A 16,330-nucleotide genomic window follows, 5' to 3' on the forward strand; every position below is an offset into this window, starting at 1 on the left:
GCACACCCTACGTCGCGGTGACGCTGCTGCCTAGGGTGGTAGCCGAACGGCCCACGGCGCCGACGGGACCAGCGTTGAATCCCACCGACCCAGAAGCTGCCGCGCACTGGTCGCGTCGACGCCGAACGAACCTGCGATGAGTCGGAACACGTCCGACGGCATTTCCCCCAGTTCGATTCTGTCCCTCAACGTTACTGCGCCGTCGCGCTTGGCCAACCTCTTCCCGGTCGGGCCGACTGCGAGCGGAACGTGAACGTACTGTGGAGGTTCGATCCCCAGCAGCCCGGCCAGATATGCCTGACGGGGTGCGGATGTCAGCAGATCGTCGGCGCGGACCACTTGGTCGATCCCCTGATCCCCGTCGTCGACGACCACCGCGAGGTTGTACGCCGGAATGCCGTCACCTCGGCGAAGTACGAAATCGTCGACCACACCGGTGAATTCGCCGTGAAGGAGATCCGACACGGTCCACGAGGATTCATCGGCTCGCAATCGGAGGGCAGCCGGTCGGGCCGTCCGGCGGATCGCCCGCTCCTTGTCGGTGAAATTCCTGCAGGTACCGGGGTAGGCGCCGTCCGGAGCGTGCGGAGCCGACGCCGCGTCGAGGATTTCCCTGCGGGTGCAATAACATTCGTACACGAGATCAGCGTCGACCAGTCGATCCAATGCCGCGTCGTAGAGCTCACGGCGTTCGGACTGCCGCACCGGCGTACCGTCGAAGTCGATTCCCACGGAACGTAAGTCGGCAATCTGACGAGCTTCCGCACCGTCGGCCACGCGATCGAGGTCCTCGATCCGCAGCGCGAACGACCGCTGGGTGGAGCGCGCGAAGAGCCACGCCAACAACGCGGTCCGAAGATTTCCCAGATGCAGATCCCCGGACGGACTGGGAGCAAAGCGGCCGGAACCCGTCACAGCTGTCCTAGCAACGCGTCGCGCTCCTCCATCGTCACTGCCTTGATCGACTCCACCACGGCGGCAACCTCGGGTCGACGCAGCGCTTCGGGCCGCGCCACCAACCAGTAGGACAACCGAACCGCCACGTCGCTCGGCAGCAGTCGGACGAGGTCGTCGTGCCGGTCGGCCATGAAGCAGGGCAGCAGTCCGATGCCGGCGTGGGCTCGCGTTGCCTCGACGTGGACGAAAACGTTTGTGGACGTTACCGATTCGTGCATCGACGGCGCGATGGTTCGGGCCTGATCGAGGTCGTCGACCGCGAGAACGGAGTCGATGAAGTAGACGAGACCGTGGTCGGCCAGGTCTGCGGCAGTGCGGGGTTGTTCGTGCGTGCCCAGGTAGGTTCTCGACGCGTACAGCCCCAGGCAGTAGTCCGCGAGGCGCACCGATTCCGCGCGGTGGACCTGTGGTTGGCCGACGACGACCTCGACGTCCATTCCCGACCGTTGCTGCGACGCCCGCCGCGTGGTCGCGACGATCTCGACGGTGATGCCCGGGTGGCGCTCGCGGACACGGGCCGCGGCGGGAGCAACCACGTACGCACTGAAACCGTCCGTCGCGGAGATGCGCACGACGCCCTCGAGCTCACCGGTTCGGTGGCCGGTGACGAGACCGCGCAGCACGGCGTCGACGGATTCGGCGGCGTCGAGTGCCGTCCTTCCCAACTCGGTGAGCTCCCAGCCTCCGGCTCCTCGGGCCAGGACACGGCCACCGACGGCGCGTTCGAGGGCGGCGATCCGCCGCGAGACCGTCGTGTGGTTGATGCCCAAGTTGTCCGCGGCCGAGGTGAAACGGCCGGACCTCCCCACAGCCAGCAGGACGAGGAGGTCGTCGGCGCTGGGTAGGGGCCGTGACAAATCCCGCTCGACGGCCATATCTGCATTCTTGCAGAGGGTGGGTGCAGTTCGAGTCATTGTGGCCGAGGGCCATGTGCGTCGATACTCCTATCGGACGGCAGTATGTGCACTGCGTCACATATCGAGGAGAGTCAATGACTGTGGACAGCACAACCCGCGCCGAGGACGACAGCGCTCCCAGCGGCTTGAAGAAGGTCGTCGCCGCGTCGATGGCCGGTACGGTGGTCGAGTGGTACGAGTTCTTCCTCTACGGAACGGCCGCCACCCTCGTCTTCAGCAAGATCTTCTTCGCCGAGGGCACCAGTGAACTCGACGCGATTCTTGCCTCGTTCGTCACCTACGCGGTCGGATTCGTCGCACGCCCGCTGGGCGGCATCGTGTTCGGGCACTTCGGTGACAAGTACGGCCGCAAGAAGCTTCTTCAGTTCTCTCTGGTGCTCGTCGGATCCGCGACGTTCCTGATGGGATGTCTGCCGACGTTCAACCAGATCGGCTACTGGGCTCCGGCGCTGCTCGTCGCGCTGCGATTCATCCAGGGATTCGCGGTCGGCGGCGAATGGGGTGGCGCAGTTCTTCTCGTCGCCGAACACAGCCCGAACAAGAGCCGCGGATTCTGGGCGAGCTGGCCTCAGGCCGGTGTACCCGGCGGCAACCTGCTCGCGACCGTCGTGCTGCTCGTCCTGACCACCACCCTGTCCGACGCCGCCTTCCTGAGCTGGGGATGGCGAGTGGCGTTCTGGCTGTCCGCGGTCATCGTGTTCGTCGGCTACTACATCCGTACCAAGGTCACCGACGCGCCGATCTTCCTCGAGGCACAGAAGCAGACCGAGATCATCAAGGCCGCGTCCTACGGCGTCTTCGAGGTCGTCAAGCGTTACCCGCGCGGCGTGTTCACGGCGATGGGCCTGCGATTCGGCGAGAACGTCATGTACTACCTCGTGGTCACCTTCTCGATCACGTACCTCAAGGTCGAGGTCGGCACCGACACCAGCACCATCCTGTGGTGGATGCTCATCGCGCACGCCATCCACTTCGCGGTGATTCCGCAGGTCGGGCGCCTGGCGGATCGTGTCGGACGTCGCCCGGTCTACCTCGTCGGCGCCGTCACGGCCGCAACGTGGGGCTTCTTCGCCTTCCCGATGATGAACAGCGGACACAACGTCGTCATCATGCTGGCGATCATCATCGGACTCGTCTTCCACGCCTTCATGTACGCAACGCAACCGGCCATCATGGCGGAGATGTTCCCGACGCGGATGCGCTACTCGGGTGTGTCCCTGGGGTACCAGGTCACATCGATCGTCGCCGGGTCGCTGGCGCCGATCATCGCGGTCAAGCTGCTCGACGTCTACGGCTCTTCGGTCCCCATCGCGGTGTATCTGGCCATTGCCGCGGCCATCACGGTGGTGGCGGTCGTGTTCGCCCGCGAGACCAAGGGCCTGTCGCTCGAGAGTATCGACATCGCCGACGCGAAAAGCCTTGCCACCGAGGCAGAACTGTCGAAGGTCGGCCTGAAGTGAGTGATCTCTCCGGCCGTTCCGCTCTGGTGACGGGTGGCGCCAGTGGGATCGGGGCGGCCTGCGCCCGCCAGTTGGCAGGTCGCGGCGCCCGTGTCGTGATCGCGGACGTCGACGAGACGTCGGCCAAGGAGTTGGCCACCGAACTCGGCGGCGAGGCCTGGGCTGTCGACCTCCTGGACACTGCGAACCTCGAGACCCTGACACTCGACGTCGACATTCTCGTCAACAACGCTGGGATTCAGACCGTCGCCTCGATCGTCGACTTCGACCCGGCTGCGTTCCGGCGCATTCAGACGTTGATGGTGGAAGCGCCGTTCCTCTTGATTCGAGCGGCGTTGCCGCACATGTATTCCCGCGACTTCGGCCGGATCGTCAACGTCTCCTCGGTGCACGGACTCCGGGCATCGGAGTTCAAGGTGGCCTACGTGACCGCCAAGCATGCACTCGAAGGGATGTCGAAGGTGACGGCCCTCGAAGGCGCGAGCCACGGCGTCACGAGCAACTGCATCAACCCCGGCTACGTGCGAACGCCGTTGGTGGAGAAGCAAATTGCCGATCAGGCGAAGGCGCATTCTATTCCAGAGGACGAGGTCCTCGAAAAAGTGATGTTGACCGAGAGTGCAATCAAACGTCTGGTCGAGCCCAGCGAGGTTGCCTCTCTTGTGGGATGGCTGGCGTCGGACGACGCCGGAATGGTGACCGGCGCGTCCTACGCCATGGACGGTGGGTGGACCGCGAGTTAGATCGCGGACGCCACGCGCTTCTTCGGGGCGGCGCCGCAGTCCGTCATGAATTCGTTGAACACTCGATCGAAGCGGTCGGGAAGATCGAGATGCGGGAAATGCCCTGCGCGCGGGAAGATTTCGACCCGCCCGTGGGGCAGTTCCGCGCGGGCGTTCTCTGTGTGCGAGTTGGGAATGATCGTGTCGCGCTCACCCCAGATCAGCATGGCCTGGATGTCCTGGTAGGCCGCGAAGTGCGGTGTGGCGCTGACGGTTTGGCCGCGGAAGCTGATCACCGAACGCGCGGTGGCCAGGAACGCACGTCGTGTCCTGGAGTCCTGCACCGACGCGAAGGCGCGCCACGCTTCTGTGGAGCTAGCGCTCATCGGGTTCAGCCCGATCCTGCGCAGGCCGTCGATGGCCAGATCCACGCCGTCGCGCACTGCCTGCGACGCGACGACGGGGAGCACGAACTCGCTGCCGGGCAGGGTGGCAGCGCGCAGCAGCGGGCTGACCTCGGGCCCGAGACCACCGCTGGCGACCAGCACCAGGCGCTCGACCCGGTCGGGGAACAGATACATGGTCTGCATGGCGACGCCGCCGCCGAGTGAATGACCCACCATCGTCGCCGAATCGATGTCCAACGCTTTGAGAAGGTCCCGCACCGTCGCGGCGTGGGCGCTGAGCGAGTAGTCACCGGCGGGTTTGTCCGAGTCACCGTGGCCGAACAGATCGGGGACGATCACGCGGTACTGCTTGGAGAGCGACTCGACCTGCGGTGCCCAGTTGTGGTGCGACCCCAGCAGCCCGTGAATCAGGACGACGGCAGGGCCTGCGCCCTCGTCGAGGTAGTGCAGGTTGTCGCCGTGCAGTCGGAGCGTGTGCATCTGGCCGTCCACAGCCATGGTGAATCCCTTCGGTGGTGCAAGAGTTCGTGCCTCTTATGTACCCAGTGTGCGCTTGTCGACCCTTTTGCACCGATCGCTTCGCCGGATCGAGGAAACACGCTCGCCGCACACAAACAAACCGATGGGCAGTTGTGGTTTCTCCCTCTGTATTCGGTGCCGGCGTAACTACTGCTTGGGCGCAGGTCAAGTCAATGTGTCAGAAGGACCTTGACGAACACGACCACGGTTGCCGCCACGGCGAGAGTGATACCGATCGCCACTGCTCGCCACGAGAGGCGTTCGCCACGCAGGCGTTGCGCAACGATGGGAATCGACGCAATTCGGACAGTGATGAGCGCGGAGGCAGCAATCTGAGCGGTTCCGGTGGGGACGATCTGGAGCCATCCCAGACCCAGCAGAACGGTGGGGATGGTCCCCGACGAGACGATGGGGACACTGTCACGCAACTCTTCGAGTCGGTGACGTCGGCTCCGATCCTCCTCCGGCAGCATCGCCGAGGCGACGCCGTCCGAGAAGATGTGGGCGAGAAACGTCGTCACGGTGGTGCCCAGAGCCAGCGCGGTGGCCGACCCGTCGTCGATGCTGGACGTGCTCGCCGCGACGACCACCGCCAGGACCAGCACGTTGCCGTAGACGTAGGCCGACAGGCGGGCGGAGGCGCGGGAAGTCGACAGAATGCCTTGCGGCCGAGTGGTCACGTAGCGGTGCAGGGTACGCAGTCGGCGGGGGAGCGGCATGGGGGTCGATTCTGTCAGGGCGTGGCTCGATAGTGTGCGGTGGTGACGGAACTGGTGCGCGGGGTCACCTGGCCTCGTCGGCAACCGGAGCTGGCCGTGTCGGACGTCGAGACTGGACGGACCCGCAGGATCCCGCTCGACTCGGTGTTTCTCTCGTTTCGAGTCATGGGTGCGCGCGGGCGCACCTACTGCCTCGGCCGTTCCGCATCCGACGGCAACGGAGGGTCGGTCCATATCCCGTGCCCCGACCGGGCCTACGCGGTGTCCGGGTCCCAGTGCGATGCGTGCGCATCGAAGGATCAGTTCCGGTTCGTCCACATCGTCCATCGGCAGAAATTCGTGTCGAAGGACATCGAAGCGGTTGTGATGCAGCCTCATTGGCTGTACGTCGCCACGTTCGCCGGTGGTGTGAGCAAGATCGGCACCGCGACCGACACCCGAAAGTGGGGGAGGCTGACCGAGCAGGGTGCCCTCGTCGGACGATACGTCGCACGCGGCGCCGACGGCCGCGTCATCCGCGACATGGAGGACGCGGTGACGGCGGGTGTCGGACTGCGACAGGCAGTTCGAGCGTCCGCGAAAGCGGCGGCACTTGCGCGCCCGGTCGATCTCGGTGAGTTGGATGCGCAGAATCTGGCCGCGGCGGTGGAGGCACGAGAGCTATTGTCGGGATCGGATTTCGGACGTGACTCCTCGATCGTCGACGAGACATGGGACCCGCCGGCGGGGCGGGACGCCTTGATCGATGCCGGCGAACGGCTTGCCTATCCGGCGGAACTGTCGAGCGGCGCTCACGGGTTCTCGATACGCGCAGTGGTCGGGTCGGCGGCACTTGTGACCGTGCCGGCGGATCCGACCACTGCGTACGTCGCGGATCTGTCGAGGCTGAAAGGGCGGCGGATCGAATTCGGTGACTACCGAACCAAGTTGCCTCCGGTTCAGGCCGTGTTGTTCTGAGCCGGTCAGTCCATGACGGACAAGGCCGTCGGCATCTTCTCGGGCTCGGCGTCGTCGCGTTCGATGCGAGTGGCCAGAGGCTTCTCGGTGACGAAGAACAGAAGCGCGGCGGCCACGGCGACCAGGGGCACGAGGTAGAGGAAGATCGGTGTCAACGCGTCGTTGTACGACCCGACGATCACATCGCGCACCTGAGTGGGAAGGCCCTTCAATGCACTTGGCGTGAGGGAGTTCTCGCCGCCTGCAGCAGCGCCCTCGGGTAGGCGCTCCGAGATCAGTTGGGTCAGTCGCGCCGTGAAGAGGCTGCCGACGACGGCCGAGCCCAGCGACGCTCCGATCTGCCGGAAGAAGTTGTTCGACGCCGTTGCCGTGCCCACCTCGGACGACGAAAACGTGTTCTGCACGATCAGAATCAAGATCTGCATGCTCATACCGAGGCCGACACCCATGAGGGCGATGTAGAGGCCCAGGATCACCAGCGAGGTGGATGGCGTCAAGGTCGAGAGCAGAACCAGCGCGACGGCGACCAGCACCGTACCGACGACCGGCAGCCACTTGTAACGACCTGTTCGAGAGACGAACTGACCGCTGACGATCGACGTCACCAACAGGCCGGCCATCATCGGGATGAGGAGCAAGCCGGCCTCGGTGGCGTTTCGGCCGGTGACCATCTGAAGGTAGGTGGGCAGGTATGCCAGTGCGCCGAACATCGCGATGCCGGTGATGAGGCCGGCAACGGTCGTCAGGACGAAGTTGCGCTCCTTGAACAGGTGCAGCGGAATGACCGGCTCTGGCGAGCGGCGTTCGACGAACACGAATGCCACCGTGGCGGCGATCGATCCGACGATCAGACCGATGATCATCGCGGAGTCCCAGGCGTAGGTGTTGCCGCCCCACGTCGTGAACAGGATCAGGCACGTCGCGGCGATGGCGACCAACGCCATTCCGAGGCCGTCGATGGTCGGCTTCGTGCTGCGGCCCTTCGGAAGTCGCAGGAATACCGCAGCCGTCGCCAACGCGAGCAAGCCCAGCGGGACGTTGATCCAGAACGCCCAGCGCCACCCGATGCCCTCGGTGAACCAGCCACCCAGGAGCGGCCCGGCCACCGATGCGAGAGCGAACACTCCGCCCATCGCGCCCATGTACTTGCCGCGCTGGCGGGCAGGGACCACGTCGGCAATGATTGCCTGCGCCAACAGAATCAGTCCGCCGCCGCCGAGGCCTTGTACGGCGCGGCCGGTGATCAGCGTCGTCATGTCGTGGGCCATACCGCCGATGATCGAGCCGACGATGAAGATGGCGATGGCGCCGATGAACAACCCTTTGCGACCGATCAAATCGCCGAGCTTGCCGTAGACCGGCATCATGATCGTCGACGCCAGGATGTACGCCGTTGTCACCCAGACCATGTGATCGACACCGTTCAGCTCTCCGACGATGGTCGGGAGCGCAGTGCTGAAAATCATCTGATCGAGCGACGCGAGCAGCATCGTGATCAGGAGCCCGGCGAAGACGAACAGAATTGCCCGCTTGTTCTCGGGGGCCGCGACGTCCGGTGTGGCGTCGGCTGTGGATGTGGACATGATCTTCCTTCTAACTCGTTGTGGGGCGGATGATCTCCGCCATCAGTTCCAGTGCGGGAGTGAGCAGTTCGGCTCGGGATTGAGTTCGACCGGTGGCCTGCCAGCGGCGGAAGACGTACTTCATGGCAGTGCCGGCGGTCATGACGATCGCCAGCGCTTCCTCGTCGGCCTGAACGCGGCCGGTGAGGTGACGGCCCTGCGGATTGGCTCGCAGCCGCTTCTCCACGACAGTCGTCACGGCCTCCTCGAGTTCGAGCATGGTGCGGAAATGGCGTTGCATCAGCTCCGGATTGGACTTGACGATCTTCTGTCGGAGCAGGACGAGCTCGAACTCGTCCTCGGCCCCGACCAGTGTCGACTCGAAGACCCGAACGACGCCGAGCAGAGGGTTCGACGGGTGATCGTCGATTATGCGATTGATCGAATCCTCGTCCGGGATGTTGATCATCTCGCCTACCACCGCAGCGTCCTTGCTGGGGAAGTAGTTGAAGAACGACCGCGTCGAGATGTTGCTCGCGGCGCAGATCATCTCCACGGTGACGGCGTCGTACCCGTGCTCGAGAACGAGATCGACGGCACTCGTCTCGATCTGTCTGCGGGTCGCGAGGCGCTTACGTTCGCGTAGGCCGGTTCCTTGTCGCACGCAATAAATCTTTGCACTCAATGCACGATTGCACAAGTGTAAAGTTGCAGTGAGTGCAAGATGGCAAGGTGCGGTCGGTCGAGCAGGCGATGTCGATGGTGATCTATCGCAACCGCTGTCGTCGTGGCATCGAGGACGCCGCAGCGGGGTTTCTTCGCCCGTGACATACCCCTTGGGGGTATATCGCAGACCAGTTTGTCTGACGGCCCGAACCGGGTGCAGTTGCATGATCTGTGGACGGGCAGAGAAACGACGAGCCCGTGACCACATCGAGTGCAGGTCACGGGCTCGCCATTCTGGCGGAGGATAGGGGATTTGAACCCCTGAGGGCGTTAACCCAACCCGCGTTCCAGGCGAGCGCCATAGGCCACTAGGCGAATCCTCCGTTTGGCAGCATACCGGCGGAACCCCTGTGCGACGAATCCGGTCCGGATTGCCGGATGGACGCCGTCTCCGACTACAGTGGTGACCGGATCCCGCGCGGCGCGCATCCTGTGAACTCCCCCAGGGCCGGAAGGCAGCAAGGGTCAACGGGCTCTGCCGGGTGCGCGGGGTCCCCTTAACCCTCGTCGATCCCAGGCTTCCGGAAGGCCCTCGTCGCATGCCAGCCCAGACTCAACTCGGACTGATGAACCGCGACGAACTGGTCGCGGAGCGCACCGAGCAGCAGACCAACTACGACGCGCTGAAAGCGCGCGGCCTCACGCTGGACCTCACCCGCGGTAAACCGTCGCCCGAGCAGTTGGACTTGGCCAACGAGCTGCTGTCCCTCCCCGGTGACGGTAACTTCACCGATGCCTCCGGAACGGATTGCCGCAATTACGGCGGTCTCACGGGTTTGCCCGAGCTGCGCGAGATCTTCGGCGAGCTGCTGAACGTGCCGGCGTCGAACCTGTACGCAGCGGGCAACGCCAGCCTCGAGCTCATGCACGATCTCGTCGTCTACTCCCTGCTGCACGGCAACCCCGACTCGCCGCGTCCGTGGTCTGCCGAACCGGTGGTTCGTTTTCTGTGCCCCAGCCCCGGCTACGACCGGCATTTCGCGATCTGCGAGCGGATGGGCATCGAAATGATTCCTGTCGGGATCGGACCCGACGGACCGGACGTGCGCGAGATCGCCCAGCTGGCCGGAAGCGATCCCACGATCAAGGGCATGTGGGCCGTGCCCAACTACTCGAACCCGACGGGCGCAGTGTTCTCCGAGGACGTCGTCCGCGCTCTGGTCGACATGCCCACTGCTGCACCGGACTTCCGTCTGTTCTGGGACAACGCGTATGCGGTTCACCCACTGATCGAGGATTTCGCCCCGTCCATCGACGTCCTGGGTCTGGCGCGCGACGCCGGAAACCCCAACCGGCCGTTCGTGTTTGCGTCGACGTCGAAGATCACCTTCGCCGGGGCGGGCGTGAGCTTCCTGGGTTCGTCGACGGACAATCTCGACTGGTACACCAAGCATCTGGCCATCCGAAGCATCGGCCCGGACAAGCTCAATCAGCTCCGGCATGTTCGTTTCTTCGGTGACGCTGACGGTGTGCGCGCCCACATGGCGAAGCATCGGGACATTCTGGCGCCGAAATTTGCTCTGGTGCAACAGATTCTCGACGACCGTCTCGGTGCGTCGAAGGTGGCGTCGTGGACGGACCCCAAGGGCGGGTACTTCGTCAGCCTCGACGTCATGGACGGCACCGCAGCGCGGACCATCGCGCTGGCGAAGGACGCCGGCATCGCGCTCACGGCCGCCGGATCGGCGTTCCCGTACAAGAAGGACCCGGACGATCGCAATATTCGTCTCGCGCCGAGCTTTCCGTCGCTCGACGAGGTGGAGGCATCGATGGACGGGGTGGCGACCTGCGTCCTGCTTGCTGCGACGGAGAAGTTGCTCGCCGAGCAGTGACCCTGGTCACCTTCGATCGCAATAGTGTGACCGGCTCCAAAGCTGATGTCGCCGAATGGGTTCGATGCCCAACTGCGTACCGATCCGTCTGATTTCCGGTGCTACCTTTCCTCACGCCGAATCGTTGGTCGGCCGTGATTGGGGGATGCAGGCATGCGGGTTGGCCGCGGAATCGTGTCGGCGACGGTGATGACACTTGCCGTCGGAACTGTGACCGTTCTGGCGGGAACGCCGGCGGTGGCGGAGCCCTGCGGCGGTGTGCCGGGTACCGGAATCACGGGAGTCGGACTGCCGTTCCAGCAGCCCAGCGGTGTGCAAGGCCCCGTGCCCTACTACAGCGGGGCCAACACGAACACCGTGTCCTGGGTGACCGGACCCGCCAGCGCCAACGACACGTTCGACCGCTTCGGCATCTCCGGCACCGACCTGGGCATCTCGTGGGACAACGGGGCCGGTCAGACCCTCGTCGCCTTCGGTGACACCATCGGCAACTGCACGGTGCCCGGTGGCGAGTGGCGTCATCAGGTTCTGCTGCGCAGCAACGACTCCGACCTGTCCGACGGCATGAGCCTGGACGAGGCGGTATCGACGACCAGCCCGAGGTTCGCAACGCAGCTGCTCCCGACGCTCGGCTTGGCTCCCGTGGAGACCACCGTCATCCCTACTGCCGCCATCGCCGTCGACGGGGTGCAGTACATGAGCTTCATGTCGGTACGCGCGTGGAACGGCAGCACCTGGTCCACCAACTACTCGGGTATCGCCACCTCACGGGACAACGGACAGACGTGGTTCTCCGAGCCCAGCACACTGAGGTTCAATTCCGGTGTTCCGATTCCGGGCACCGAGCAGTTCAACGCGCGCTTCCAGCAGGCAGCGTTCGTCCGCGGCACCGACGGCAAGGTGTACCAGTACGGGACGCCCAACGGCCGGCTCGGAGCCGTGTTCCTCTCGCGGGTGGCACCGGAGGCGATCCTCGACCTGAACCGGTACGAGTACTTCACCGGAGCCGGATGGTCGACGGACCTGAACGCGGCTGCGCCGATCGTGCGTGAACCGGTCGGCGAACTCTCGGTCGCCTGGAACGCCTACCTCGGCAAGTACGTCATGTTGCACGGCAACGACATCGAGGGCCGCATTGTTCTGCGCACCGCTCCGTCACCTGAGGGACCGTGGAGCGGTCCGACCACTCTCGTCGTGAACTCCGAGCTCGGTGGTTACCCCGGGAGCGGGTTGTATGCGCCGTACATTCACCCGAAGTCGTCCGGGAGCGATCTGTACTTCACGGTGTCGCAGTACTCGTCGTACAACGTGATCCTGATGCACACCGATTTGGCCGCGATCTGACGTCGGCGTCGTGGAACAATCGTCTCCATGGCCACGACCTTGCACCTGGTAGGCGATCCCGACGCCGACGCACTACTGGCGTCGGACCCGTTGGCTCTGCTGATCGGGATGCTTCTCGATCAGCAGGTCCCGATGGAATCGGCGTTCGCGGGACCCAAGAAGCTCGTCGATCGTCTCGGTGAGCTCGACGTGCGCGCGATCGCGGCGATGGACCCCGACGCCTTCGTCGACGTCTGCAGCACACCGCCTGCGGTGCACCGCTTCCCGAAGTCGATGGGAAAGCGCATCCAGGACATGTGCGTAGCCATCGTCGAACGCTGGGACGGCTCCGCCGAAGCGATCTGGACCGAGGATGATCCGGACGGCAAGGAAGTGCTGAAGCGGCTCAAAGCGCTCCCCGGATACGGCGATCAGAAGGCCAGAATCTTCTTGGCGCTGCTGGGGAAGCAGATGGGCGTCGACCCGGACGGATGGCGCGACGCCGCCGGCGCCTACGGCGACGAGGGCTCCCGCCGATCGATCGCCGACGTCGTCGACGAGACATCTCTGCACGAGGTCCGGGACTTCAAGAAGGCGGCGAAGAAGGCCGCGAAGGACGCCAAGGCCTGATCGGTCCGCGGGGAGGCCGGAGGCCGGTCGGGATTCTGATCTGTCGGAGTCCGCCGGTACCCTTTCGGGCGTGGCCCTGTACCGGAAGTACCGTCCAGCGACGTTCGCGGAAGTGGTCGGTCAGGAGCACGTCACCGAGCCGTTGTCCGTTGCACTCGACTCACATCGCATCAATCACGCCTACCTGTTCTCCGGACCGCGTGGGTGCGGCAAGACGTCGTCGGCGCGCATTCTGGCTCGTTCCCTCAACTGTGTGGAAGGGCCCACGTCCACTCCGTGCGGCGTCTGCAACTCGTGCGTCGCTCTGGCCCCGGGTGGCCCCGGCAATCTCGACGTGATCGAGCTCGACGCGGCCAGTCACGGCGGCGTCGACGACACCCGTGAATTGCGTGATCGCGGGTTCTACGCACCTGCCGAGTCCCGCTACCGCGTCTTCATCGTGGACGAGGCGCACATGGTCACCACGGCCGGTTTCAACGCGCTTCTCAAGATCGTGGAGGAGCCGCCCGAGCACCTCATCTTCGTCTTCGCCACCACGGAGCCGGAGAAGGTTCTCCCCACCATTCGCTCGCGTACGCACCACTATCCGTTCCGTCTGCTGGCGCCGACGGCGATGCGCGGGCTGATGGAGCGGATCTGCGCGGAGGAGAACGTCACCGTGCAAGACGCGGTGTATCCCTTGGTCATTCGAGCCGGTGGCGGTTCGCCGCGTGACACCCTGAGTGTGCTCGACCAGCTTCTCGCCGGTGCAGGTGACGACGGAGTTCGGTACGAGCGGGCACTGGCGTTGCTCGGCGTCACCGACGTCGCGCTCATCGACGAGGCGGTCGACGCGTTGGCCGCCCAGGACGGGGCAGCGCTGTTCGGCACCGTCGAGAAGGTGATGGACGCCGGTCATGATCCGCGACGTTTCGCCGTCGACCTCCTCGAGCGTCTGCGCGACCTGATCCTGATGCGCGCGGTTCCCGACGCCGCCGAACGCGGGCTGATCGACGCCCCGGCCGATCAGCTCGAGCGCATCCGTGGTGAGGCCGAGAACATCGGCCCCGGCACGTTGGCGCGGTACGCGGAGACGGTGCACGCCGGTCTCGGCGAGATGCGCGGCGCCACGGCACCGCGCCTGCTTCTCGAGGTGATGTGCGCGCGCATGCTGCTGCCGTCTGCGTCGGACACGGAATCGGCTCTGCTGCAACGTCTCGAGCGGATCGAGCGGCGTCTCGACGTCACTTTGCCCGAGGGTGAGCGTCCGCATCAGGACGCGTCGACGCCCGAACGGGCCAAGCCCGCCGAGGATCAGCCGGTGTACCGGCGGCCCTCTGCGCCCGCCGCCTCTGCTCCTGCGCCGGTGGCCGCACCCGCAGCTGCTGCGCCGGTGGCGGCAACCGCTGCTGCTGCGCCGACTCAGGGCGCCCCTCACTCGGAACGGTCGCCCGAACCTGAACCCGTGGTGGCACAACCTGAGCCGGCACCCCAACCTGAGCCGGCACCCGAACCTGAGCCTGTACCCGAACCTGAGCCTGTACCCGAACCGGAGCCTGCACCCGAACCGGACCCCGTCGCCTCCGGTGAGCCGGACGTCACTGCGGTTCGAGCGGTGTGGTCCGAGGTCCGGGCCAAGGTGCGCGAGCGCAGCCGCACCGTCGAGGTCATGCTGTCCGGCGCTACGGTGCGCGCCGTCGAATCGGGTTCGCTTGTGCTGGGCCATGATTCGGCGCCGCTGGCCAAGCGGTTGATCGAACCGCGCAACGCCGAGGTCATTCGCGACGCACTGCGCGACGTGTTCGGGGTCGACTGGGCCGTCACCTGCGAAGTCGGTGGAGAGCCGCATCGGCAAGCCGCGGCGCCACGCGTGAAGGCCCCGGAACAACCCAAGGCCGCCGCGCCGCGGTTCTCGCGTCCGAGTCGGGCCACACCTGTCGCAACTCCGCCGCCCGCCCGTGAATCGAACGGCGGGTCGCGTCAGGTCGAAGACATCCCGCCGCCCGCCGAGGAGCCCGACTATCCGGACGACCCCGGGCCCGCCTTCGCCGACTACGCGGGCCCTCCGCCCCCGGAAAGCCCGGAGGAGCAGGAAGAGCTGATGAAGCAGGCGAAGGAGCCCGTGGATCCGTCGACACGGCGGGACCCGGACGAGGTCGCGCTGGAGCTTCTGCAAAACGAATTGGGCGCAACTCCGCTGAAGGACGTCTAGCAGCGAAACGCCACGGTGGGGTCACTCTCTGCGCTCGTTTGGGTCCTGTCGAAGCGTGGTTGCTGCGCCTAACATGAAGGCGTCGAGGTCTGAACCTCGTGGGCATCGGCGCCGTCGTGAGGCAGCGCCTGCCCGCACCGAGACCCATCATCGGAAAGGATCTGCGCGCTGTGAGCACAGAAGCATCTACCAGCACAGAGGCATTCATCTACGAAGCCATCAGAACACCGAGAGGAAAGGGCAAGAACGGCTCTCTCCACTCCATCAAGCCCATCGATCTCGTCACCGGACTGATCGACGAACTCCGTCGACGCTTCCCCGACCTGGACGAGAACCGCATCTCCGACGTGATCCTCGGCGTCGTCTCGCCCGTCGGTGATCAGGGCGCCGACATCGCCCGCGCCGCTGTCAACGCGGCAGGCATGCCCGACACGGTCGGCGGCGTCCAGATCAACCGCTTCTGCGCCTCCGGCCTCGAGGCCGTGAACATGGCGTCGCAGAAGGTGCGCTCCGGCTGGGACGAACTGGTGATCGCCGGCGGCGTCGAGTCGATGTCCCGCGTTCCAATGGGCTCCGACGGCGGCCCGTGGGCGCTGGATCCGTGGACCAACTACAACACCTCCTTCGTGCCGCAGGGCATCGGTGCCGACCTGATCGCCACCATCGAGGGCTTCACGCGTGAAGACGTCGACGCGTATGCCGCCCAGTCGCAGGACCGCGCTGCGGCTGCGTGGTCGGGTGGCTACTTCGCCAAGTCCGTTGTGCCCGTGGTCGATCGGAACGGAATCCTCGTTCTCGACAACGACGAGCACATGCGTCCGGGCTCGACGGTCGAATCGCTCGGCAAGCTCAAGCCGGCCTTCGAGGGTATCGCTGCGATGGGCGGTTTCGACGAGGTCGCGCTGCAGAAGTACCACTGGGTCGAGAAGATCAATCACGTTCACACGGGCGGTAACTCGTCCGGAATCGTCGACGGCGCCGCACTGGTGCTCGTCGGCAGCGAGCAGGCCGGCAAGGACCTCGGTCTGACGCCGCGCGCGCGCGTCGTCGCCACCGCGACCAGTGGCGCGGATCCCACCATCATGTTGACCGGGCCCACCCCGGCGGCACAGAAGGTGCTGAAGCAGGCCGGACTGTCGGTGGACGACATCGACATCTTCGAGCTCAACGAGGCGTTCGCCTCGGTCGTGCTGCGGTTCCAGAAGGACCTGAAGATTCCGAACGAGAAGCTGAACGTCAACGGTGGCGCCATCGCCATGGGACACCCGCTCGGTGCGACCGGCGCCATGATCACGGGCGTCGTCGTGGACGAGCTCGAGCGTCGCGGCGGCCGGTACGGGCTCATCACCCTGTGCATCGGCGGCGGCATGGGCGTGGCCACCATCATCGAGCGAGTCTGAGGAACTGA

The 16,330-nt window shown here is 65.4% G+C and carries 14 protein-coding genes, 1 tRNA gene and 1 other RNA gene; 9 read left to right on the forward strand and 7 right to left on the reverse strand.

Annotated elements, in window-relative coordinates; all coding sequences use genetic code 11:
• Positions 1 to 30: 30 nt before the first annotated feature.
• Entirely contained in the window at positions 31 to 915 is an 885-nt protein-coding gene (gene gluQRS / locus IEW02_RS17805) for a tRNA glutamyl-Q(34) synthetase GluQRS (RefSeq protein ID WP_188546239.1), read from the reverse strand.
• Complete coding sequence (locus IEW02_RS17810; RefSeq protein WP_229746135.1) at positions 912 to 1,832, reverse strand: LysR family transcriptional regulator; 921 nt, start codon at positions 1,830 to 1,832, stop codon at positions 912 to 914. The genes gluQRS and IEW02_RS17810 overlap by 4 nt, the downstream gene beginning before the upstream one ends.
• Positions 1,833 to 1,948: 116 nt before the next feature.
• Between IEW02_RS17810 and IEW02_RS17815 the strand changes: the two genes are divergently transcribed.
• Together IEW02_RS17815 and IEW02_RS17820 are read left to right on the forward strand one after the other, a co-directional pair.
• Positions 1,949 to 3,334, forward strand: a complete 1,386-nt coding sequence (locus IEW02_RS17815) for an MFS transporter (protein ID WP_188546241.1) — start codon at positions 1,949 to 1,951, stop codon at positions 3,332 to 3,334.
• Positions 3,331 to 4,077, forward strand: a complete 747-nt coding sequence (locus IEW02_RS17820) for a 3-hydroxybutyrate dehydrogenase (protein WP_188546242.1) — start codon at positions 3,331 to 3,333, stop codon at positions 4,075 to 4,077. The genes IEW02_RS17815 and IEW02_RS17820 overlap by 4 nt, the downstream gene beginning before the upstream one ends.
• Here IEW02_RS17820 and IEW02_RS17825 read toward each other — a convergent pair.
• The gene (locus IEW02_RS17825; protein ID WP_188546243.1) at positions 4,074 to 4,961 is read right to left on the reverse strand and encodes an alpha/beta fold hydrolase; all 888 of its coding nucleotides are present in this window, start codon (positions 4,959 to 4,961) and stop codon (positions 4,074 to 4,076) included. The genes IEW02_RS17820 and IEW02_RS17825 overlap by 4 nt on opposite strands.
• 191 nt (positions 4,962 to 5,152) lie before the next feature.
• Entirely contained in the window at positions 5,153 to 5,701 is a 549-nt protein-coding gene (locus IEW02_RS17830) for a hypothetical protein (RefSeq protein ID WP_188546244.1), read from the reverse strand.
• 42 nt (positions 5,702 to 5,743) lie between these two features.
• Between IEW02_RS17830 and IEW02_RS17835 the strand changes: the two genes are divergently transcribed.
• Positions 5,744 to 6,658 carry a DUF2797 domain-containing protein gene (locus IEW02_RS17835; protein WP_229746136.1) on the forward strand — a complete coding sequence of 305 codons (915 nt, stop codon included), beginning with the start codon at positions 5,744 to 5,746 and terminating at the stop codon, positions 6,656 to 6,658.
• A gap of 5 nt (positions 6,659 to 6,663) precedes the next feature.
• On the opposite strand, the gene IEW02_RS17840 is transcribed toward IEW02_RS17835, so the two are convergent.
• The 3 genes from IEW02_RS17840 to IEW02_RS17850 form a co-directional block, all read right to left on the reverse strand.
• Positions 6,664 to 8,241, reverse strand: a complete 1,578-nt coding sequence (locus tag IEW02_RS17840) for an MDR family MFS transporter (RefSeq protein ID WP_229746137.1) — start codon at positions 8,239 to 8,241, stop codon at positions 6,664 to 6,666.
• Positions 8,242 to 8,251: 10 nt separating this feature from the next.
• Positions 8,252 to 8,884 carry a TetR/AcrR family transcriptional regulator gene (locus IEW02_RS17845; protein WP_229746138.1) on the reverse strand — a complete coding sequence of 211 codons (633 nt, stop codon included), beginning with the start codon at positions 8,882 to 8,884 and terminating at the stop codon, positions 8,252 to 8,254.
• A gap of 297 nt (positions 8,885 to 9,181) precedes the next feature.
• Positions 9,182 to 9,269: transfer RNA gene (locus IEW02_RS17850), tRNA-Ser, on the reverse strand.
• An 83-nt stretch (positions 9,270 to 9,352) separates the two neighbouring features.
• Here IEW02_RS17850 and ffs point away from each other — a divergent pair.
• The 6 genes from ffs (at position 9,353) to IEW02_RS17880 (ending at position 16,322) form a co-directional block, all read left to right on the forward strand.
• Positions 9,353 to 9,447: signal recognition particle sRNA small type (ffs, locus tag IEW02_RS17855), an RNA gene on the forward strand.
• A gap of 38 nt (positions 9,448 to 9,485) precedes the next feature.
• Positions 9,486 to 10,778, forward strand: coding sequence for an aspartate aminotransferase type Ic (locus IEW02_RS17860; RefSeq protein ID WP_188546246.1), 1,293 nt, complete (start codon positions 9,486 to 9,488; stop codon positions 10,776 to 10,778).
• Positions 10,779 to 10,931: 153 nt separating this feature from the next.
• A complete protein-coding gene (locus IEW02_RS17865) occupies positions 10,932 to 12,122 on the forward strand; it encodes a glycoside hydrolase family 183 protein (protein ID WP_188546247.1) in 1,191 nt (396 codons plus the stop codon).
• 27 nt (positions 12,123 to 12,149) lie between these two features.
• Positions 12,150 to 12,731: an HhH-GPD-type base excision DNA repair protein gene (locus tag IEW02_RS17870; RefSeq protein ID WP_188546248.1), complete on the forward strand. Its 582-nt coding sequence runs from the start codon at positions 12,150 to 12,152 to the stop codon at positions 12,729 to 12,731.
• Positions 12,732 to 12,801: 70 nt separating this feature from the next.
• Positions 12,802 to 14,922: a DNA polymerase III subunits gamma/tau gene (locus tag IEW02_RS17875; RefSeq protein WP_188546249.1), complete on the forward strand. Its 2,121-nt coding sequence runs from the start codon at positions 12,802 to 12,804 to the stop codon at positions 14,920 to 14,922.
• 170 nt (positions 14,923 to 15,092) lie between these two features.
• Complete coding sequence (locus IEW02_RS17880; RefSeq protein WP_188546250.1) at positions 15,093 to 16,322, forward strand: acetyl-CoA C-acetyltransferase; 1,230 nt, start codon at positions 15,093 to 15,095, stop codon at positions 16,320 to 16,322.
• The last annotated feature ends 8 nt before the right edge of the window (positions 16,323 to 16,330 follow it).

Origin of the sequence: Rhodococcoides trifolii (genome assembly GCF_014635345.1) — a bacterium.
GTDB lineage: Bacteria > Actinomycetota > Actinomycetes > Mycobacteriales > Mycobacteriaceae > Rhodococcoides > Rhodococcoides trifolii.

Bases quoted from the DNA above. Each gene is read 5' to 3' on its own strand.
- IEW02_RS17810 (WP_229746135.1), bottom strand. From the start codon at position 1,832: ATGGCCGTCGAGCGGGATTTGTCACGGCCCCTACCCAGCGCCGACGAC.
- IEW02_RS17815 (WP_188546241.1), top strand. From the start codon at position 1,949: ATGACTGTGGACAGCACAACCCGCGCCGAGGACGACAGCGCTCCCAGC.
- IEW02_RS17825 (WP_188546243.1), bottom strand. From the start codon at position 4,961: ATGGCTGTGGACGGCCAGATGCACACGCTCCGACTGCACGGCGACAAC.
- IEW02_RS17830 (WP_188546244.1), bottom strand. From the start codon at position 5,701: ATGCCGCTCCCCCGCCGACTGCGTACCCTGCACCGCTACGTGACCACT.
- IEW02_RS17840 (WP_229746137.1), bottom strand. From the start codon at position 8,241: ATGTCCACATCCACAGCCGACGCCACACCGGACGTCGCGGCCCCCGAG.
- IEW02_RS17860 (WP_188546246.1), top strand. From the start codon at position 9,486: ATGCCAGCCCAGACTCAACTCGGACTGATGAACCGCGACGAACTGGTC.
- IEW02_RS17865 (WP_188546247.1), top strand. From the start codon at position 10,932: ATGCGGGTTGGCCGCGGAATCGTGTCGGCGACGGTGATGACACTTGCC.
- IEW02_RS17870 (WP_188546248.1), top strand. From the start codon at position 12,150: ATGGCCACGACCTTGCACCTGGTAGGCGATCCCGACGCCGACGCACTA.